Raw genomic sequence first — 19594 nt, 5'->3', positions numbered from 1 at the left:
GTTTGAAATACAACATGGACTTAAACAATTAGGCAAAATAGAAACTGAAACAGGATTTGCAACAAATCTCAAAATGCCTACGTAAAGGTTTTTAAAAGGCTTTCAAAACGATACGCTGCCAGTTCAGAAAAAGTGGCAAACTAGATAAAAACGTAAATCTCCGGTTGCTATTTTAAAAGTGCTTAATGTATACCCGGCAGCTACTGACATACGTAACAAACAGGCAACATTGGATGGAATTTGGCGTTACAAGTAACCCGTCGGTTAAAGTTTTGGACAAAAAAAACTTTATAATTTTTACTTAGCAGGTTCAAGATGTTATGTTTGCACAAAATTTGGATAAACGTAGCTTATCATATTTTTATCACGATTCATCTGTAACAATTAGTCAAACTATAATTTTCATGTTTAATACTTTAAGAAAAGCTTCCATAGCCCTCCTAGTAGCGTCTACTGCTTTCGTTCAATTGAGCTGTAAAAAAGATGCTGATCCTGATAAAATCGGTAACTGGTACCGTCAGGGGCTTCCTAGCTTTGGTGGATCTGGCCGTACAGGCGCCGTGAGTTTTGTAATTGGCGATGTTGGGTATGTCGGGACAGGTTTTACAAATGAAACTGTAGCACGGGTTAAAGACATGTGGGCTTATAACGCACAAACCAAAATCTGGACGCAAACTGCTCCTTTCGCAGGTTCAGGTAGAAATGGTGCGGTTGCCTTTGTTCTTAACGGAAAAGCTTATGTTGGAACTGGTTATGATCAGGTTGTTACTGTTGACAACGGATATAAGAAGGATTTTTACCAATACGATCCGGCAGGTAACAAGTGGAAGGCAGTTGCTGATTTCCCTGGAACGCGCCAATATGCAACTGCATTTGTTTCGAATAACAGGGCTTATGTTGGTTTGGGGTACAATGGCAGCAACTTTTTTCAGGACTTCTACGAATACAATGCTACTACGGACAAGTGGAATGAGATTGCTACATTCATAGGTGGTAAACGTTATGGCGCGCTATCATTTACAGTTAGTGGAAAAACCTATGTTGGCTTTGGAAAAAGCAATTCAACCGTGCCTACCAAAGATTTGTACAGCTTTGATCCTGCGGGAAATGGTGGTACTGGTTCCTGGACGCGCGTTGTTTATGCGGATAACGAAACATCTGAAACGGACTTCCCTGCCAGAGCATTTGGTTTAGCGCTTGTACTTGGAGACAAAGCTTATATCATTGGCGGCGAAAACAGGTCTGACGTTTGGGAATACGATCCCGCCGCTAATTCATGGTTGGAAAAAGCGCCTTTTGTAGGTAATCAAAGAGGATTTGCTGCTGGCTTCTCAATCGGTAACGTAGCTTACTTCGGTACCGGTAGTTCAAGTGGGTCTAGTGGCACAGATGATTTCTGGGCATTCGATCCAGGTACAGCTATTAACACTGACGACGATCAATAGTAAGTGATTAAAAAAAACAAGATCAGTCTCCTGATTATTTGTGTACTGGCCTTCGCAGTTGCAGTTTATTTCTTTCCAAAAGGGAGAAATAACTCAAACGGCGAAGGTCTTTCGCATTTTAGGGTTGAGACGTTTAAAGGTGCCGCAGGCTGGGCCTACCGCATCTATGAGGGTGACACGATAAGAATTGAGCAGTTATATATGCCTGGAATTGAAGGTACGAGCGGTTTTGCAAGCGAGGAACTTGCACGGAAAACCGGTGACTTGGTCAGGCAGAAGCTGGACCGGAACATCTTCCCTCCTACTATCACGCCCAATGAGCTGGATAGCCTGGGGGTAAAATTCTAGTAATTACTTTTTGATTAAATACTTTCCCATTACCGGGTAATGGTCTGAATAATTGACCTTGAATGTTTCAAAATCAAGTGGTGCCAGGCTTTTAGGCGTGTAAAACTGGTGATCGATGCGGATGAAGTACGGCAGGTTTTTAAATGTAAATCCAAAACCCCTCCCCTTTTCTTCGAATGCATTGTTCATGGTTTTCTTCAACCTTCCGTACACATATCCGTAGGGCACTTCATTAAAATCACCGCACGCGATCACCGGATACGGCGAATCCTCGATCCAGGATTCAAGGATGGCTACTTCTGTTGAACGCTGCAGGAAGCCACTTTTCATTCGCTCGAAAGTGAATTTACTTTCCCGCTTGATACCTTTCATTTTCTTCTGGTTGGCGAGCTTGCTGAGGTTTAGCATCATGGAATAAAGGTGCACCCCAATCACCCTGACTGTATCCTGCCTGATCTTTATATCGATCTGGATCATTCCATTCTGCGCTTCAAAGACCGTATCCCTCGAACTGATGATGGGATATTTGGAATACATGATTACCCCCTCGTAGTGGTTTTGCTGCTTGTGCTCGTCGATTTTGAACTTCGAATTGTATTTATAACCTGCATTAGAAAGTACTTCGCGCAGGTTGAATGTCTTTTTATGATCTTCATAATATTCCGGCATACAAAGCACATCCGCCCCTGAATTTGCGACCCAAGCCTTCATGACCTCAATCGCCTCTTTTACCTCTGGGTGATGCTGCGGCTCGGAATTTCGCATGAAGAAATGTGTGTTATAATTCATGATGGAAAATGTGTTCCCGCTAGCATTAGATTCAGGCTCGTGGCCGAATGCAAACGTTCTTGGTAAAAACAAACAGCCCAACAGCAGCATTGCGATAGGCAAAAGGGCTTTCTTTTTTCCGAAAATATACCAGACCGGCACGGAGATGACGTGGATAATCATCACGACAGGAAAGGACATCATCATAAACCCGGCGAGCCAGCCGTCGAAGGGAATCCAGAAGATCAGTGCATAGACGATAAGTGTGTAGAAAGCGAAACATTCATATAAAAACCATAAAAAATTCTGTAAACGCTTCATGGACTGGCTGAATTCTGTTTTTGAGGCTAAATTAGGTGATACATATCAATTTGGAAGACTTTTGCCAGCTTGTAGTTGTGATAAAATAGTTTTACCTTTGCATCAAATTCTATTTTGATCGATTGATTGAGGGGGCGTTAATCCCCTTTTTTATTTGTGCCAAGCCGTACATGACCCTTAAAGAACACTTAGAAGTTTTATTGAATCCCCTGCTTGAAGACGGAAATTGCTTCCTGATCGATATTTTGATCAAGGCTTCTAAAACAAGCAATAAAATCATCATTCTTGTTGACAGCGACGAAGGCATTACGATTCAGCAATGTACTTCAATCAGTCGCAGGCTGGCGAAACAGCTCGAAGAACTGGAACTGATGACGGATCCATACACACTGGAGGTTTCTTCTCCCGGCCTGGACCAACCGCTGGTACTGCCCCGTCAATACCAGAAAAATATCGGCAGAAATCTTAAAATAACCCTGAAAAGCGGAGACGCAATCACAGGAACTTTGACTGCGGCAAAGGATACGGAAATCAGCATTGAGCTGCCTAAGCCAAAGAAGAAATCGAAAACACCTGTGGACGAGAGTGCGTTACTCCGCACGATTAAGCTGGAAGAGATTTCAAAAGCTTTAATTGAAATCTCTTTTAAATAACTACAAAACGGAATCATCAACCGGCTTGTAATCAATTATATAATATGTCTAACTTAGTATCAGCAAATATTCTTTACAGAAGCAATGGATAGCGGAATATTAATTGAATCATTCGCGGATTTCGCAAACTCTAAGAACATTGATCGCCCTACCATGATCAGCGTTTTGGAAGAGGTATTTCGTACTATGATTCGCAAGAAATACGGCACCGACGACAATTTTGACGTAATTATTAACCCTGAAAGCGGTGACCTTGAAATGTGGCGCACCAGGGAAATCGTAGACGATAACTCGGAAGATATCTGGGATTATAACAAAATTCCTTTGGCAGAAGCGCGCAGGATCCAGAGCGATTTTGAGGTGGGCGAAGAGGTAGCCGAGGAAGTAAAGCTGGTTGAATTCGGCCGCAGGCTGGTTCAGACAGCAAGACAGACTTTGATCCAGAAAATCAAGGACATGGAGAAAGAAATCATGTTCGAGAAATACAAGGATCAGGTGGGTGAAATGATCACCGGCGAGGTTTACCAGACATTAAGACATGAAGTAATCATTGTCGACGGTGAAGGAAATGAACTTTCACTGCCACGTACCGAGCAAATTTCAAAAGATCGTTTCCGTAAAGGAGAATCCGTAAAATCGGTGATCCATAAAGTGGAAATGAACAATGGTTCACCTAAGATAACATTGTCCAGAACTTCCCCCGTTTTCCTGGAAAGGCTCTTTGAAGTGGAGATTCCTGAAATTTATGATGGAATCATTTCGGTAAGACGTGTTGTTCGTGAACCAGGTGAGCGTGCGAAAGTTGCCGTAGAATCTTACGACGACAGAATCGATCCGGTGGGCGCGTGCGTAGGTATGAAAGGTTCCAGGATACATTCTATCGTTCGGGAACTGGGTAATGAGAACATTGACGTCATTAACTATACCGATAACCTCGAACTGCTGATCAGCCGCGCACTGAGCCCTGCAAAAGTAAGCTCCATGCAAATCGATCGTGACGCAAAACGGGTATCTGTATTTTTGAAACCAGACCAGGTTTCTCTGGCGATCGGAAAAGGCGGACAGAACATTAAACTCGCCGGTAAGCTCGTCGGAATGGAAATTGATGTGTTCCGTGACATCGAAGAACAAAATGACGAAGATGTTGATTTGACAGAATTCTCTGACGAAATCGACGAATGGATCATCAGTGAATTACATAAAATAGGTTTGGACACTGCGAAAAGCGTGCTGGCATTGAGTAAAGAAGAACTCGTCAGAAGAACAGACCTGGAAGAAGCCACGGTCGATGAGGTCATGGAGATTCTTCGCAAAGAATTTGAATAATAACAATCTGGCAGGTTCGGCCTATGGTTGGGCCTGCTGACCACTGCAAAACTTTTTTCTACAAATTGCTAATATGGCAGAAGATAAAATGATGCGCCTTAGCCAAGTGGCACGGATCCTGAACGTAGGAATTACTACGATCGTGGATCATCTGTCTGCCAAGGGGTTTAAGGTGGAAAGTAACCCGAATACCAAAATTAATGCTGACCAAATAGAGTTTCTTGCAAAAGACTTCAAATCTGATGATCTGAGACATTCTCTTTCCCAAAAAGCGGCCCCACCTGTGGAGGCTCCGGCTCCTGTGGAAGTGAAAGAAGACAAGGTCAAAAGTGATGTTGATGGAATCCTTTATTTTCGAAATGCGCAGAAAACCGAAGACAAACCGGTTGTAGAAGAGGCCGCTGCTCCTGCACAGCCTGCTCTCGAAAACCGCTTGCCTGGAATTAAAGTAGTTGGCAAAATTGACCTGGATGCTAAGAGACCAGCACCAGCACAGCCCGCTGCCCCAGCCGAAGAACCGAAAAAAGAACCGGTTGTTGAGCAGAAAGTATCTGCACCAGCACAACCGGAGGTAAAAGAGGAAGTGAAACCGGCACCGGCACCTGTTGAAAATAAAACAGAGCCTGAGCCGAAAAAAGAAGCACCTGCTGAAACACCAAAACCTGAGCCGGTTGAGGCAAAAGTTGAAAAAACGCCGGAAGCAGAACCAGCAGCTCCAAGTTCGCCGACGGTTGAGGCAAAAGAACCAACCCCGGCTCCTGTCGCAGAAACCGCAGAGCCAAAAGCCGAAACAAAAGAAGCGGCCGAAGAAGCACCTGCGGGTGAGTCGGAGCTGATTGAGGCAAAAGGTGAGCAGTTGAGAGGATTGCGGGTGGTAGGTAAGATAGAACTGCCTTCCGATAAAAATAAAAAGAAAGATCCTGTCGCTTCGAGCGATCCTGCTGCCGACAAAAAACGTCGCAGGAAAAGGAAAAGAATCCGTGACGGCGTTGCAGTGCCTGGCGAAACCAGACCCGCAACTGCACCAGCAGGTGAAATTGATCCTGCTACCGGAAAACCAAGAGAAACAACAAATAGGCCTGCAGGCAATAACAGACCTAATACGCCTGGAACTCCGGGCACCGCTGCACCGGGTACTACCCAGCAAGGTGCCGCAAGATCAGGACCAAATAACCGCTCAAACACCAATACCGGCAATCGCAGGGGAGTGAAAAGAGAGGAAGTTTCGGATAAGGAAGTTTCGGACAACATTCGTGCGACTATGGCACGTATGGGAGGAGGAAGCGGAAAAGGTATGGCGCGTGGAAAAGCCGGTCGCCGTCGTGACCGTGCAGACCAGAACGATCCAAACGGATTTGGTGAAGAAGAAACAAAAGTACTTCGCGTAACCGAGTTTGTATCTGCAAACGATTTGGCGTCCCTGATGGACGTGACGGTTCAGGAAGTTATTTCGGTGTGTATGAGCATGGGTATGTTTGTATCCATCAACCAGCGCCTCGATGCAGAAGCGATTACATTCATTGCTGATGAATTTGGCTTTGAAGTGGCATTTATTTCTGCGGAAGAAGAAGTACAGAATGATGTGCAGGAAGAAGTGGACGACGAGGAAAGCCTGAAAGAAAGAGCGCCGATCGTTACCATCATGGGTCACGTTGACCACGGTAAAACTTCGCTTCTGGATTATATCCGCCAAGAAAACGTAGTAAGCGGTGAAGCGGGTGGTATTACCCAGCACATTGGAGCATATAGTGTTAAAACAAAAACCGGCAAGCAGGTAACATTCCTCGATACACCTGGTCACGAAGCATTTACTGCGATGCGTGCAAGGGGAGCGAAAATTACCGACGTTGTTATTATCGTGATCGCAGCTGACGACAGCGTCATGCCTCAGACACGTGAAGCGATCAACCACGCACAGGTAGCTGGTGTTCCTATTGTTTTTGCTTTCAGTAAAATCGATAAGAATGGCGCAAATACTGAGAAGATCCGTGAGGAACTTGCTAACATGAACTTGCTGGTAGAAGAATGGGGCGGTAAATACCAGACCCAGGAAATCTCATCCAAGTCTGGTTTTGGTATCGAGGAATTGCTGGAAAAAGTACTTCTGGAAGCAGAATTGCTTGAATTGAAAGCTAATCCAAATCGCCGTGCAATCGGAACGGTTGTGGAAGCTTCGCTGGATAAAGGCCGCGGATATGTAACTACGATCCTGGTTGAGACGGGTACCTTGAAAGTGGGTGATGTTGTCCTCGCTGGTGCGCACTTTGGGAAGGTGAAGGCAATGACCGATTACCTCGGCAAAAGGCTTAAAACAGCTGGCCCATCTACCCCTGTACAGTTGCTAGGCTTAAACGGCGCGCCTCAGGCAGGTGATCGGTTCAACGTTTTCGAAAATGAGCGGGATGCCCGCGACATTGCGGTGAAACGTGAACAGATACAGAGAGAGCAGTCGATCAGGACCCGCAAACACATTACGCTGGAAGAAATTGGACGTCGTAAGGCGATCGGCAGCTTCCGCGAGTTGAACCTGATTGTAAAAGGTGACGTGGATGGTTCTGTGGAAGCACTTTCGGATTCCTTGCTGCAACTTTCGACGAATGAAGTTCAGGTGAATATCATTCACAAGGCAGTAGGTCAGATTTCTGAATCTGATGTAAACCTTGCGATTGCTTCCGATGCGATCATTGTAGGATTCCAGGTTCGTCCTTCTTCCAATGCGAAGAAAATGGCCGAGCAGGATCAGATCGAAATCCGTCACTACTCAGTTATTTACCAAGCGATTGACGAAATCAAGGATGCGATGACAGGTATGCTCGCTCCGACGATCGAGGAAATCATCACCGGTAACATTGAGATTCGTGAAGTATTCAAGATCAGCCGCGTAGGTACGATTGCAGGTTGCTACGTAACCGACGGATATGTGAAACGGAACAACAAGATCCGCGTGATCCGCGATGGTATCGTACTTTACACAGGTGAGATCGACTCGCTGAAACGTTACAAAGACGATGTTCAGGAAGTGAGAAACGGCTACGAATGTGGTTTGAGTGTTAAAAACTACAACGACATTGAGGTAGGTGACATCATTGAAAGCTTCGAATTACGTGAAGTGAAACGGACGCTTTAATAGAGATTCATATAAATGAAAACGACCCGTATCTTGGATACGGGTCGTTTTTTTATGTTTCAGTAAAATAAAAAATGCGCTGTAAGAATTCATCTTATTGCGCATTACAAAATTTATCAGTAGGACGTAGCGGGTTCGAACCGCTGACCTCCGCCCTGTCAAGGCGGCGCTCTGAACCAGCTGAGCTAACATCCTGTGGTGACTTCCGGCTGAACCGGAACGCGATATTAAATTAATTTTGATTACGATCCAATTGGAAGTGGTAAACCTTCCGGGATGGTATTCGTGACAACAAAATCAGGCCGCAGACGAAGATTACCAGCAGGGCGAGAATGCTATTTCGCATACTTCCGGTTAAATGTTCCACTCCACCGTAGATGAATGTGCCGATCACGATCGCAATCTTCTCGGTCACATCGTAGAAGCTGAAATAGGAAGCGGTATCCGTCACATTCTCAGGAATTAATTTGGAATAAGTGGACCGTGAAAGCGACTGCATCCCGCCCATCACCATTCCCACTGCGCAAGCCACAATGTAAAATTCCATCGCCTCTGTGGTGTAATAAGCGCCGGCACAAATGCCGATCCATACCACCACACCAGTCATCAATGCATAAATGTTACCAATTATTCCCGACAACCAGGCGAATGTATAAGAACCAGCTATACCCACTAGTTGGATCAATAAAACTGTAATAATCAGACTTTGGGAAGGCAGTTTCAGCTCGGTAGCACCGAAAATGGTGGCCACATACATCACCGTGCGCAGCCCCATCGTGTAAATAAAAAAGGCGGTAAGAAACTTGGCGAGATAAGGCTGTTCTTTTAGCCGGTCGAAAACTTTTCTTAACTCTTTAAACCCGTTAAATATCCAGCTTCCGGATTTCCTCTTAACGCTATCGCCATCAGGCAGATAATGAAAAGGTATTTGCGCAAACAGAATCCACCACACTCCAACCGTAAAAAAAGAAATGCGTGCAGGAATTGCCTTGTTAGTGATCCCATAAAATTGCGGCGCCAGGATCATGCTCAGATTAAAAAGAAGCAGCAAAACGCTGCCAAGGTATCCAAGAGAAAAGCCGCGGGCACTATAATGATCGTACTTGTCCTCAGTGGCAATGTCGGGCAGGTAGGAGTCATAAAAAACGATGCTGCCGGCCCAGCCGATCAAACTCAACCCGAATAAAAAAACGGAAGGAATTAATGTGTCTTTGGTAAAAAAGTACAGCAGCATGCAGCTCAGAGCACCTGTATAGCAGAAGAACTGCATAAACCTTTTCTTCTTTCCAGTGATATCCGCGATCGCCGTGCAAAGCGGCACCAGCAATGCGGTGATCAGAAAAGCGGTCGAGACGGTGTAGGAAAACAGGACGGAACTTTTGATTTGAAAACCCAAAAAATCAATGTCCGAGGTTCCGGATGCGCCATGAGCAGTGGCGCTGAAATAAACGGGGAAAATACTGGAAACAATGACAAGGGCATGAACAGAATTAGCCCAGTCATACATGCACCAGGCATTCACGATGGTGCGGTTATTTTTTTCCATTTATTTAATTACCGGCTGGAAAACCATAATCGTTTCCTGATCGACGCCGCTCACAGGCATCGTGCTTTTTAGTCTTAATTTACTGTTACTCAACTCCTCCACACCAAATTGTCCAGAAAAACCGGAGATCTTGATATCCAGCGTTTTGTTATCGTCAATCAGATACCAGGTACCGCCATTGATCACCTGCTTGGAGTTCTGGTCGATCGCTTTGGTCACATTATTTTGCAAAAATTGAATGTCCATCACTTCTTTGATCGCCTGCGTCTGGGTATTTAGCTGGTTGATCGGAATATCCTTACCGGAAAGATCTGTCACGGTAGACATCCGCCAGGGATAGTTGATCAGTATTTTGTCCTTTTCTGTCGGCTGCGGCGTTTCGTTCTTATCTTTGTCGCAACCCAAAATGAGCATTGCGAAGAGCATTGGGACAAATAGAAGTAGTTTTTTCATCTTGATAATCACGGAAAAATCAAATTACACACATTGCAAATTAACGAATTTGTCTCGTCAATTCTTATGATCCACTATACTAAGATCCGGTTGAAGCCATTTTTAGCAACCATTATTTTATTTACCGGACTTTTATTCTCTGCAAATGCGCAGGATTGTCAGCCGGAATATGTGCTAAAACCGGTCACTGCCAACAATACGATCGAGTGGTCGAAGTTTCCTGAATTTACACTTCCATTTAAGATCATTTACAGCGGTCCCCGATTTGGTGATACACAATCGCAGCCTTTGAAGCATGGTTTCAGTCACATTTCGGCATTTTCAGGCCCCGAGCCGGGTTCTTTGAATGCTAAAAATCGCGCGATACTCTGGTATGGTGTGGCAACATCCAGCGGTAACCAGCCCTGGGCCGACAACACGTTGCGTAGCCCCTGGGGAAATGACACTGCGGCGTACAGAAGTTTTTGGGACAATTATGGCGAAAGCATTTTCGATGCTGACATTCTTTGTCTCGACATTGAACGGATGCAGCGGGAAGACCGGGACATTCTGGCGCTGAAAACCAATGCGCAGATTCCTCAAAATTACCGGAATTTGTCTGATGCCGATTTTCTTTCAACTTATAAAAGAGACATCCGGTGGTGGTACACAGAAGCAATTAACAGACTGAGGGCGAAGGGTGTAAAAGCCACCATCACCAGTTACAGCGATGTGCCAGTCAGAAATACCTGGCTTAACATTACCTCAAATAGCTGGCAGGACTGGACTACGAATTTGGCAAGAACGCACTATCTGACGCAGGATAATTCCGGAAAAATCGGTGGCAGCTTTTATAATGCACTCGATTTTCTGTCGCCCTCGCCTTACTATTATTATGGCTACGATCACCCGATCGGGAAGGATTACCTAACTTACCTGCTTTTCAATATTGAGTCCAACATTGCGTGGAGCAACAAGCCCGTGATCCCTTTTGTGTGGATGCGCGTGCACGACAGTTATGATCCGACCACGCCCCTGATTACCCCATTTATGGCAGAGGCGACGGCGATCTTTCCATTTTTTTCCGGTGCAAAAGGACTGTGGCTGTGGGAAAATCCATTTCTACCCAGCGGCCGCCAGGAAAATTATTCTACTTACGAACATTTCATTTATGGCCTTTATCGGTTATCCGCCTTCAAGGATATGTTAGAGGGGAGTTACCAGTTGGTAATTCCGGAAACTGCAAGAGATTTGATGGAAAAGCAGACGCCGGTTTGGCGCGGTGTTGTGAAAGGTTCTGACATTCTGATTGCTGCGCAGAATCCGTATGCGGCTGACGATCAAACTACAAACGTCGTGGTAACTTATCAAAAATGGACCCGGACGATCAGTTTGAAAGGCAAAGAAGTATATCTCTGCAAGTTCGATTTGAATGATGTGGTTAATGGAACCGAACCTCATAACTCCGAGATTTCCGTTTTTCCAAACCCCGTGAAAACGGAATTGAATATACTTCTCTCCGGCGCAAATGGCCTTGGGGATGTAGAAATGTCGATTATCAATACCAAAGGGCAGACCGTTTTTTCGAAGCACATTAAAGCTGCTGCGGGCGATACAAAAGACGTAGTGACGCTCCCCGCCATCCCTACTGGTATATATTTTGTCAGATTTGCGGGCAAGTCAAAAACAATCACAAAGAAGATTGTGATCAATCAATAGTTTCTACTTATGAATCGTCTCAGCCAGCAAACCAGTCCGTATCTGCTTCAACATGCACACAATCCTGTCGATTGGTATCCATGGGGCGAGGAGGCGCTGCAAAAAGCGAAAGACGAAAACAAGCCGATTCTGGTTAGCATTGGCTATTCAGCTTGTCACTGGTGCCATGTGATGGAGCGTGAATGTTTTGAAAAAGAGGCGATTGCGGAAGTGATGAATGCGCATTTTGTTTGCATTAAGGTCGATCGCGAGGAGCGGCCGGACGTGGATGCGGTGTATATGGATGCAGTGCAGGCGATGGGCGTGCGCGGTGGCTGGCCTTTGAATGTGTTTCTTTTGCCAGATTCAAAACCCTTTTACGGTGTCACATATCTTCCACCGCAAAACTGGGTGCAGCTGCTGAAAAGTATCCGGGATGCATTTGCCAATCATTATGATGAGCTGGCGAATTCAGCAGAGGGTTTTGTGCAAAACATGGTCACTTCCGATAGCGAAAAGTACGGTTTGACCGAAAATGCCAGCTCTTACCCGATTGAAGATCTGGACGTTATGCTCAGTTCGCTGCAACGGAATTTTGATCATTTCAAAGGCGGTATGGACCGGGCACCGAAATTCCCGATGCCGTCGATCTACAAATTTTTACTTCGTTATTTCGATATCAGTCAAAATCCCGAGGCACTTCGCCACATCGAGCTTTCCTTGAACCGCATTGCATTAGGTGGTATTTACGACCACGTCGGCGGAGGATGGGCGCGGTATTCGGTCGACGATGAATGGTTTATTCCGCATTTTGAGAAAATGTTATATGATAATGCGCAGCTACTGAGCATTTACGCGGAGGCTTATTCCATTACACAAAACCCTTTGTATGCCGACCGGATCAAAAAAACGATCAACTGGCTGCAAACCGAGATGCACAATGCTGACGGCGGGTTTTACTCTGCTTTGGATGCCGATAGTGAAGGTATTGAGGGGAAATTTTACATCTGGACAGAGGAAGAACTTATAACAATTTTAGGAGATGATTTCGCCTGGTTTTCGAGACTTTACAACATTTCAAAATCAGGTAACTGGGAGCATGGATACAATCATTTGCACCTGACCGAAACTGCCGAGCAGACAGCAAAAAGCAAGGGCATTTTCGATGAAAGTTTTTCCGAAAAATATGAGGCAGCTCTAAACAAACTGGCGGAAAAACGTGCGGAGAAAATCCGGCCCGGATTGGATGACAAAACGCTTGCGTCCTGGAACGGATTGCTGATCAGAGGATTAACGGATTGTTACCGGGCATTAGGAGATGAGAATGTACGCGACCTTGCGGTTGCGACGGGCCAGTTTTTACTGAGTAAGATGACTCTCAACAATCAATTGTCGCACAGCTATAAAAATGGTTCGGCAACGATTACGGGTTTTCTGGAAGATTATGCGGCTGTCATTCAGGGATATCTGGGGCTTTATCAGATAACTTTTGATGAAAACTGGATCCGGCACGCAGAGCAACTGGCCGATTATACCGTAGCCAACTTCTATGATGAATCCGAAGGCTTTTTCCACTTCACAGATGCCAGCGGCGAAACATTGATCGCCCGGAAAAAGGAGATTTTTGATAATGTGATTCCTGCTTCGAATTCGATGATGGCGGAAAATCTTTATTTCCTGAGCCTGATGCTCGACCGGGAAGATTTTGGAGAAATTACCGATAAGATGCTGTCCAAGATAACCCGCCTGCTCACGCAGGACGTGCAGTGGGTCACCAACTGGGCAGCATTGTACTGTCTCAAAGCCGTCCCAACTGTCGAAATTGCGATTGTTGGTGCTGATGCTGAGAACATTCGTAAAGATTTTGACCGGTTTTTTATACCAAACAAAGTCGTGATTGGCACAAAAACTTTCTCGACACTTCCACTGCTGCAAAACCGTACGGATATTCAAGGTAAAACTGCGATTTATGTCTGCTATGATAAAACCTGCCAGCTTCCGGTCACAGAGGTAGCGGCCGCTCTCGACCAGCTTTCAGGCTTATAAAAGTGGAAAATAGCGCTCACGGATCACATTCATGTGATGGAGCGGATGACCCAGAATCACAAAACCGAGCGCAAGGGGCGAGATGCTGGTTTGAAATGCGGTACCCAGCCGCTGGATCATCACATCGTCCATGTTGCGGAATAATGCAATCGTCGACGCTCTGACCAAAGCAAATTCCTCCATGAGGTCATCGACAGTCCGCTTGTTGGCAATCGTGTTTGCCGCTAGCAGTTCCTCTTCGTACCCTGGCAAAACCGTCTGGTCATTTCTGGAAAAACGCAGGGCTCGATAAGACATAATCCGCTCATTATCTATCACATGCTGTAAAATATCTTTCACCGTCCATTTATTTTCAGCATACACCTTATCACCTAATTCCCGCAACTTATCCATCTTGCTATAAATCTTTTCCGGCGCGTATTCTTCGAAGGCATTCAAAATATCAAGGTCGTCAACCAGGTTAATGTATCGGTCAAAAAAGGGAGGCATCGGCTGGATATCTGATTTTTTCATGAGCGAAAATGTTTTTAATGTTTGGACTAATATGATTACATTTGATTACAAATCCTCTTTATACATTGAAAAAACTGGTGCCGATAGGGTTGTTGGTCTTGCTCCTCTGCAATGCGTTTGGGCCTAGTCTGGCTGTTTTTTTCTTTGAAAAAAGTTACCAATCCGCCTCTGCAAGTGATGAAACCGGCGATTGGAAAACAGTTAAAATGTACCTCCCTTCCCTGCCCTACTCCGGTAACATTCAAATTTCAGAGCAAATTGAAGGTCTTGTCAGGCAAGAAAATAACTTCTATAACCCCACGGAGGTTTATCATGAAAATGACACGCTCTACGTCACATTGAAATCAAATCAGGCTGCGCGCGACCGCTTTTTTGAGCTGGCCAATGTGATGCAGAACAGTACTGATGCTGAGACAAATACTTCAAAAAGTCCGTTTGGAAAAGTCTTAAAGCAACTGACCAGCCTGGTGAAAGATTATATTCCCAAAGAATCTGACATTCAGCTTTATTCTACCATTTTTATTTCTTCAAAAGACTACAAACCAGCCTTCGTGCCGGAGACAAAATACCTGTCTTTCAAATCGCTGCTCTCGACGCCGCCGCCCGAACTTTCCTGAGGCGCCTAATTCAGATCGTACTTACGTTTTACAGTGTAAGGATCGCTTTGGCCAATTGCCGAAATGCGACATCCCATAATGCATGGTAAGCCGATCTGCAACTTCAATTATCCAAGAATTTTTGAAATTTTTAAAAGATACCTATGTTACATCGTTTACAAAAACGCGGAAACCGCCTTGCTGCGCTGCTGGCTATACTTTGCTGCACTGCTTCGCAGGTTTTTGCTCAAATGCCCAATGATGCCATTTATATGGCGAAAGGCACAGCCTGTTTAGCGGTTTCCTACACGCACAGTTCCTGGGATAAATATTGGGAAAATACTTTGCTGCGGGAAAACCTGAACATTGGTACCCATACGACCCACATTGTAATGCCGATGCTGGCGGTCGGCATCGTGAAAAACCTGAATGTGATCGTTGCCATGCCTTATATGCGGACAGAAACGAGCGCGGGAAATCTCAGGTGGCAAAAAGGGTTTCAGGATGCTTCCGGCTGGCTGAAATACCGGTTTTTGAATAAGTCCGGACTTTCACTCAACGCCATTGTCGGTGCATCTCTGCCTGTGACCAACTATGTCCCTGATTTTATGCCGATGTCTATTGGTATGCAGTGCAAAACGGCTACCGGACGGTTACTAGCGAGTTATCGCCACAAAAGCGGCGTATACCTGACCGCGTCAGGCAGCTATATTTTAAGGAGCAAAATCCGCCTCGACCGCGATTCTTATCAATCCGATGGAAAACTTTATAATACCAACCAGGTAGCCGTGCCAAACGCTTACGACGCAGCTGCGCGCCTGGGTTACCTGAAACATGGCTTGCAGGCAGAGGGATATGTGGAACATGGCGCCTGCGATGGCGGGGACAACATTCGCCGGAACGATATGCCTTTCCCAACCAATAATATGAAATCCACTTCCCTTGGTTTTTATGCCAAATTCCAGCCTAAAAACCTCGGTATCAATGCCCGCGCCGTGTACGTTTTGAATGGATCCAATGTAGGCAAAAGCACCACTTATTCAGCCGGAATACTTTATCAGTTCCGCTACGCGAAAGACAAAAGCAAACAATGACATTACCTTTTATGAAAAATAACAACTTTAAGATAGCCTGGAAAGCCTTGTTCTTCCCGGCAATCCTTTCGGTTCTAACCACATCTTGCAATAAAACAGTTGACGAGCCGGACGCGGGGATTAGTTCACCATCAAGTCTGGATGAGAAAGCAGGTACATGGAAACCATACATTCTTGCAAGCTCAGATGACATTAATGTTCCGGCGCCGGAGGCTGCTTCTTCCGAATATTACAAAACGGAGCTCAAAAAACTAAAAGAGCAGGTTGACGCAATTGCGCCAGTTCAAAGGGAAAAAGTGAATTACTGGGCAGCAGGCGCGGTTTATCGCTGGAATGAGATCGGTCGTGAACTTGCGGCGCGCTACAATACGCCCCCGGCTTCGAATGCGGACGGAAAGTATCCACTGCCCGACGCAGCTAACCCGCTGGCTGATCCGAAATTTCCTTTCGCCAATCCGCCTTACACGGCCCGGGCGCTGGCTTATCTGAGCGTTGCGCAATATGACGCGCTGGTATCGGCATGGAATTATAAATTCAAATACAACCGCAAAGCGCCTTCCAAAAATGACGAGGCGATCAAATCGATCTTGCCGGTGACAGATTTGCCTTCTTATCCTTCCGAAGATGCGGTTGTAGCAGAAGCCTCTGTGACAGTTCTCAAAGCCATGTTTCCCGGTGAAGTACCGTATCTGGAGGAAAAACTTGCGGAGCATAAAAACAGCAGAATGTGGGCTGGTATGAATGTGGAAAGTGACATTAAAGCCGGGGCTGATCTGGGTAAAGCCGTGGCCGCCAAGGTGATGGCCCGCGCAAAAACCGACGGAATGAGCGCAGCGAACAACCAGGCAAAAACTGCGGAAATGATCGCAACTGCCAAGTCGATCGGGACTACGGTGCCCTGGGTAAGCCAGGAATTCCCTCCTCGCCCGCCAATGCTGCCTACTTATGGTTTTGTATTGCCCTGGAATTTCTCAGCCGAGACAGTTCCAACGTTGCGTCCAGGCCCACCGCCGGCATTGGGTAGCGCCGAATTCAAGAAAAATATGGATGAGCTGCTGGACATTGCCGCAAATCAAACCAGAGAGCAGGCCAGGGTTGCAAATTTTTGGTCTGATGGCGTAGGAAGCTACACGCCTCCGGGCCACTGGCATAGAAAAGGCGCGAATTTGTGTAAGGAAAACAATTTCAGTGAGGTACGGACCGCCCGGACGCTGGCTTTGCTCGGCACAACCATGCAGGATGCCGGTATCTGCTGCTGGGACGCGAAATATTATTACTATTATCCACGCCCAAATCAGGTGAGCAAGCGTATCAAAACGTCGGTAGGTTTACCCAATTTCCCTTCTTATACTTCGGGACATTCCACATTCTCGGGCGCTGCTGCGGAATTGCTGGCGTACATTTTCCCTAATGAAAAACAAGCACTTGATGCCATGGCCGCAGAAGCTTCCGTTTCCCGCATTTATGGATTGATACATTACCGTTTCGATTGTGAGGCAGGATTGGAGGGTGGTCACAAGATCGGTTCATTTGCAGTGGAGCGAGCGAAAAAAGACGGCGCTCAATAACATTAGAAGTTTAGGGACAACATTTAAAATGCCCTGCTGCCATAGCAGGGCATTTTTTATACTATTTTTAACCCGCACCTAATTTGCTCCGATGATTTCCAATGATGCCGTTGTTCTGGGCATACTCCTGCTCATTCTTGCCGCGATATTTTACACCGCATCCTTGCCCGGCGGTTTCTGGAAACGTCTTTACAGCATTGTACCTCCTCTGCTTTTGTGCTATTTTATTCCCGGCGTGCTCAATTCGCTGGGAATTGTAAATGGTTCAGCCTCGCAGCTTTATCCGGTTATTTCAAAATATTTCCTGCCGGCATGTTTGGTACTTTTCACAATCGGGATGGATTGGAAATCATTGGCGAAACTTGGTCCGAAAGCGCTGATTGCCATGCTCGTAGGTACAGTCGGCATTATGATTGGCGGACCCATCGCGCTGTGGATTGTGGGTACAATTAGTCCGCAAACCGTTGCAGGCACGGGCGCTGATGCAGTCTGGCGCGGACTGGCCACCATTGCCGGAAGCTGGATCGGTGGCGGGGCGAATCAGACCGCATTAAAAGAAGTTTTCCATCCGAGTGATGCTCTGTTTTCGCAAATGGTCGCTGTGGATGTACTGGTTGCGGAACTTTGGATGGCGGCGCTGATTTATGGAGCAGGAATGTCTGCCAGAATCGATCATCTCCTGGGAGCCGATGACAGTCAGGTTACGTATGTAAAAGAACATTTAAATGCAGAACAACTTCAAAACGAGCGCATTCCACTCACCCGCGACTATATTTTCCTCGCAGCTGCCGGTTTCGGCGCGACTGGAATTTCACATGGCTTAGCCGATATCATCACACCTTATCTGTCAGAAAATTATCCGTCACTTGCTAAATACAGCCTGACTTCCAGCTTCTTCTGGGTGATTTCCATCGCGACTTTCATTGGAATTACACTTTCTTTAACACCGCTTCGCAAGCTCGAACATTACGGCGCATCAAAACTGGGGTCTGTGTTCCTGTATGTTTTAGTAGCGACTATCGGAATGCAAATGGATCTCGGCGCGGTCGCTGGTAACCCCGGACTTTTTGCAATCGGATTAATATGGATTTTAATTCACGGAATACTGCTGATCGCTGTTTGCAAATGGCTTAAAATACCATTCTTTTTTCTGGCAGTGGGAAGTCAGGCAAATGTGGGGGGCTCAGCTTCTGCTTCGGTGGTAGCGGCAGCATTTCATCCTTCTCTGGCTCCGATGGGCGTTTTGCTGGCGATCCTGGGGTATGCAATCGGTACTTACGGAGGTTATCTGACGGCGCTTATGATGCAGTGGGTCAGCCAAGGCTTGTAGGGTTGGAAACTTTAAATTGAACTACAAATCCAGGACGAGCCCGTCGTATGCCAATTTTACATTCGGCGGTAATTCGCTTTGAACCTCCGCATGCAGGCCGAGCTTGTGGCTGATGTGAGTCAGATAAGCCTGCGGAACATTCAGTTTGTCAATCAGTTCCAGCGCCTGCGAAAGTGTAAAATGCGACAAATGAGGCTCTTTTTGCAAGGTATCCAAAACCAGCACCTGCGATCCGAGAATCTTTTCCTGCTCTTTTTCAGAAATAAAATTGGCGTCGGTAATGTAGGTGAAGTCGCCGATGCGGTAACCATACACAGCCAGCTTGTGGTGCATGACTTCAATCGGAGTGAACCGCACGCCTTCTATTTCAAAAGGTTTATTTTCAATAGGATGTAGTTCGAAAGAAGGTACGCCGGGATATCGCTTCTCAGAGAATGCGTACGCAAATTCATTTTTGATCTGGTTCAAAACTTCCGGCCTGCCATAGAGTGGCATATCCTTTTGTCTGAGGTGATTGAATGCGCGGATATCGTCCAGTCCGGCGGTGTGGTCCTTGTGCTGGTGTGTAAAAATGGCGGCGTCCAGGTCTTTCACATTCGCCCTCAGCATTTGCTGCCTGAAATCCGGGCCGGTATCTATCACAAAAGATTTTCCGGCAACTTGTATCCAAACCGACGTCCGCAAACGCTTGTTATGTGGGTCGGTAGAACGGCAAACGGCACATTCGCAGGCAATAACTGGTATTCCCTGCGATGTGCCGGTCCCTAAAAATGTAATCCTCAT

At 46.1% G+C, this 19594-nt stretch carries 16 protein-coding genes and 1 tRNA gene; 11 read left to right on the top strand and 6 right to left on the bottom strand.

All coding sequences use genetic code 11. The annotated features are described in order from the left end of the window. Positions 1–320 precede the first annotated feature (320 nt). On the top strand, positions 321–1445 hold the full coding sequence (locus FEN17_RS01605) for a Kelch repeat-containing protein (RefSeq protein ID WP_229208644.1): 1125 nt from the start codon (positions 321–323) through the stop codon (positions 1443–1445). Between the two features lie 3 nt (positions 1446–1448). Next, positions 1449–1793: a DUF4907 domain-containing protein gene (locus tag FEN17_RS01600; protein ID WP_229208643.1), complete on the top strand. Its 345-nt coding sequence runs from the start codon at positions 1449–1451 to the stop codon at positions 1791–1793. 3 nt (positions 1794–1796) lie between these two features. On the opposite strand, the gene FEN17_RS01595 is transcribed toward FEN17_RS01600, so the two are convergent. Beyond that, a complete protein-coding gene (locus tag FEN17_RS01595) occupies positions 1797–2882 on the bottom strand; it encodes an endonuclease/exonuclease/phosphatase family protein (protein WP_138363568.1) in 1086 nt (361 codons plus the stop codon). Positions 2883–3052: 170 nt separating this feature from the next. On the opposite strand from FEN17_RS01595, the gene rimP reads away from it, so the two are divergent. The 3 genes from rimP to infB all read left to right on the top strand — a co-directional run bounded on the left by rimP (position 3053) and on the right by infB (position 7988). Further along, the gene (gene rimP, locus FEN17_RS01590) at positions 3053–3535 is read left to right on the top strand and encodes a ribosome maturation factor RimP (protein WP_138363567.1); all 483 of its coding nucleotides are present in this window, start codon (positions 3053–3055) and stop codon (positions 3533–3535) included. Positions 3536–3619: 84 nt separating this feature from the next. Continuing rightward, positions 3620–4861 carry a transcription termination factor NusA gene (gene nusA, locus FEN17_RS01585; RefSeq protein ID WP_138363566.1) on the top strand — a complete coding sequence of 414 codons (1242 nt, stop codon included), beginning with the start codon at positions 3620–3622 and terminating at the stop codon, positions 4859–4861. A 73-nt stretch (positions 4862–4934) separates the two neighbouring features. Beyond that, the gene (gene infB, locus FEN17_RS01580; RefSeq protein ID WP_138363565.1) at positions 4935–7988 is read left to right on the top strand and encodes a translation initiation factor IF-2; all 3054 of its coding nucleotides are present in this window, start codon (positions 4935–4937) and stop codon (positions 7986–7988) included. A gap of 120 nt (positions 7989–8108) precedes the next feature. On the opposite strand, the gene FEN17_RS01575 is transcribed toward infB, so the two are convergent. The 3 genes from FEN17_RS01575 to FEN17_RS01565 all read right to left on the bottom strand — a co-directional run bounded on the left by FEN17_RS01575 (position 8109) and on the right by FEN17_RS01565 (position 9987). Continuing rightward, positions 8109–8183, bottom strand: a tRNA-Val gene (locus FEN17_RS01575). A gap of 37 nt (positions 8184–8220) precedes the next feature. Then, positions 8221–9534 (bottom strand): MFS transporter, encoded by a 1314-nt coding sequence (locus FEN17_RS01570; RefSeq protein WP_138363564.1) that lies wholly within the window; start codon positions 9532–9534, stop codon positions 8221–8223. After that, complete coding sequence (locus FEN17_RS01565; RefSeq protein WP_138363563.1) at positions 9535–9987, bottom strand: hypothetical protein; 453 nt, start codon at positions 9985–9987, stop codon at positions 9535–9537. It abuts the gene before it with no gap. 66 nt (positions 9988–10053) lie between these two features. Here FEN17_RS01565 and FEN17_RS01560 point away from each other — a divergent pair, with 66 nt between their 5' ends. Both FEN17_RS01560 and FEN17_RS01555 read left to right on the top strand, forming a co-directional pair. Beyond that, positions 10054–11685 carry a T9SS type A sorting domain-containing protein gene (locus FEN17_RS01560; RefSeq protein WP_138363562.1) on the top strand — a complete coding sequence of 544 codons (1632 nt, stop codon included), beginning with the start codon at positions 10054–10056 and terminating at the stop codon, positions 11683–11685. Positions 11686–11694: 9 nt separating this feature from the next. Further along, positions 11695–13710, top strand: coding sequence for a thioredoxin domain-containing protein (locus FEN17_RS01555; protein WP_138363561.1), 2016 nt, complete (start codon positions 11695–11697; stop codon positions 13708–13710). On the opposite strand, the gene FEN17_RS01550 is transcribed toward FEN17_RS01555, so the two are convergent. Further along, positions 13705–14223 carry a DinB family protein gene (locus tag FEN17_RS01550; RefSeq protein WP_138363560.1) on the bottom strand — a complete coding sequence of 173 codons (519 nt, stop codon included), beginning with the start codon at positions 14221–14223 and terminating at the stop codon, positions 13705–13707. The two genes, FEN17_RS01555 and FEN17_RS01550, sit on opposite strands and share 6 nt — an antisense overlap. A 65-nt stretch (positions 14224–14288) precedes the next feature. On the opposite strand from FEN17_RS01550, the gene FEN17_RS01545 reads away from it, so the two are divergent. From FEN17_RS01545 to FEN17_RS01530, 4 genes are all read left to right on the top strand, one after another. Continuing rightward, positions 14289–14840 (top strand): hypothetical protein, encoded by a 552-nt coding sequence (locus FEN17_RS01545; RefSeq protein ID WP_229208642.1) that lies wholly within the window; start codon positions 14289–14291, stop codon positions 14838–14840. A 143-nt stretch (positions 14841–14983) separates the two neighbouring features. Next, positions 14984–15913 (top strand): hypothetical protein, encoded by a 930-nt coding sequence (locus FEN17_RS01540; protein WP_138363559.1) that lies wholly within the window; start codon positions 14984–14986, stop codon positions 15911–15913. Positions 15914–15924: 11 nt separating this feature from the next. After that, positions 15925–17481, top strand: a complete 1557-nt coding sequence (locus FEN17_RS01535) for a phosphatase PAP2 family protein (RefSeq protein WP_138363558.1) — start codon at positions 15925–15927, stop codon at positions 17479–17481. Between the two features lie 91 nt (positions 17482–17572). Beyond that, a complete protein-coding gene (locus FEN17_RS01530) occupies positions 17573–18811 on the top strand; it encodes a DUF819 family protein (protein ID WP_138363557.1) in 1239 nt (412 codons plus the stop codon). Positions 18812–18832: 21 nt separating this feature from the next. On the opposite strand, the gene FEN17_RS01525 is transcribed toward FEN17_RS01530, so the two are convergent. Next, a complete protein-coding gene (locus FEN17_RS01525) occupies positions 18833–19594 on the bottom strand; it encodes an MBL fold metallo-hydrolase (RefSeq protein WP_138363556.1) in 762 nt (253 codons plus the stop codon).

This window comes from Dyadobacter luticola (assembly GCF_005860805.1).
In the GTDB taxonomy this organism is placed as follows: Bacteria; Bacteroidota; Bacteroidia; order Cytophagales; family Spirosomataceae; genus Dyadobacter; species Dyadobacter luticola.
The sequence above is the reverse complement of the archived record's forward strand: the minus strand, read 5'-3'. Positions and strand labels throughout refer to the sequence as shown.

Coding starts and splice junctions, on each gene's coding strand:
- FEN17_RS01565 (WP_138363563.1), bottom strand. CDS start 9,987: ATGAAAAAACTACTTCTATTTGTCCCAATGCTCTTCGCAATGCTCATT.
- FEN17_RS01530 (WP_138363557.1), top strand. CDS start 17,573: ATGATTTCCAATGATGCCGTTGTTCTGGGCATACTCCTGCTCATTCTT.
- rimP (WP_138363567.1), top strand. CDS start 3,053: ATGACCCTTAAAGAACACTTAGAAGTTTTATTGAATCCCCTGCTTGAA.
- FEN17_RS01605 (WP_229208644.1), top strand. CDS start 321: ATGTTTGCACAAAATTTGGATAAACGTAGCTTATCATATTTTTATCAC.
- FEN17_RS01560 (WP_138363562.1), top strand. CDS start 10,054: ATGATCCACTATACTAAGATCCGGTTGAAGCCATTTTTAGCAACCATT.
- infB (WP_138363565.1), top strand. CDS start 4,935: ATGGCAGAAGATAAAATGATGCGCCTTAGCCAAGTGGCACGGATCCTG.
- FEN17_RS01535 (WP_138363558.1), top strand. CDS start 15,925: ATGAAAAATAACAACTTTAAGATAGCCTGGAAAGCCTTGTTCTTCCCG.
- FEN17_RS01540 (WP_138363559.1), top strand. CDS start 14,984: ATGTTACATCGTTTACAAAAACGCGGAAACCGCCTTGCTGCGCTGCTG.
- nusA (WP_138363566.1), top strand. CDS start 3,620: ATGGATAGCGGAATATTAATTGAATCATTCGCGGATTTCGCAAACTCT.
- FEN17_RS01555 (WP_138363561.1), top strand. CDS start 11,695: ATGAATCGTCTCAGCCAGCAAACCAGTCCGTATCTGCTTCAACATGCA.
- FEN17_RS01595 (WP_138363568.1), bottom strand. CDS start 2,882: ATGAAGCGTTTACAGAATTTTTTATGGTTTTTATATGAATGTTTCGCT.
- FEN17_RS01525 (WP_138363556.1), bottom strand. CDS start 19,594: ATGAGGATTACATTTTTAGGGACCGGCACATCGCAGGGAATACCAGTT.
- FEN17_RS01550 (WP_138363560.1), bottom strand. CDS start 14,223: ATGAAAAAATCAGATATCCAGCCGATGCCTCCCTTTTTTGACCGATAC.
- FEN17_RS01570 (WP_138363564.1), bottom strand. CDS start 9,534: ATGGAAAAAAATAACCGCACCATCGTGAATGCCTGGTGCATGTATGAC.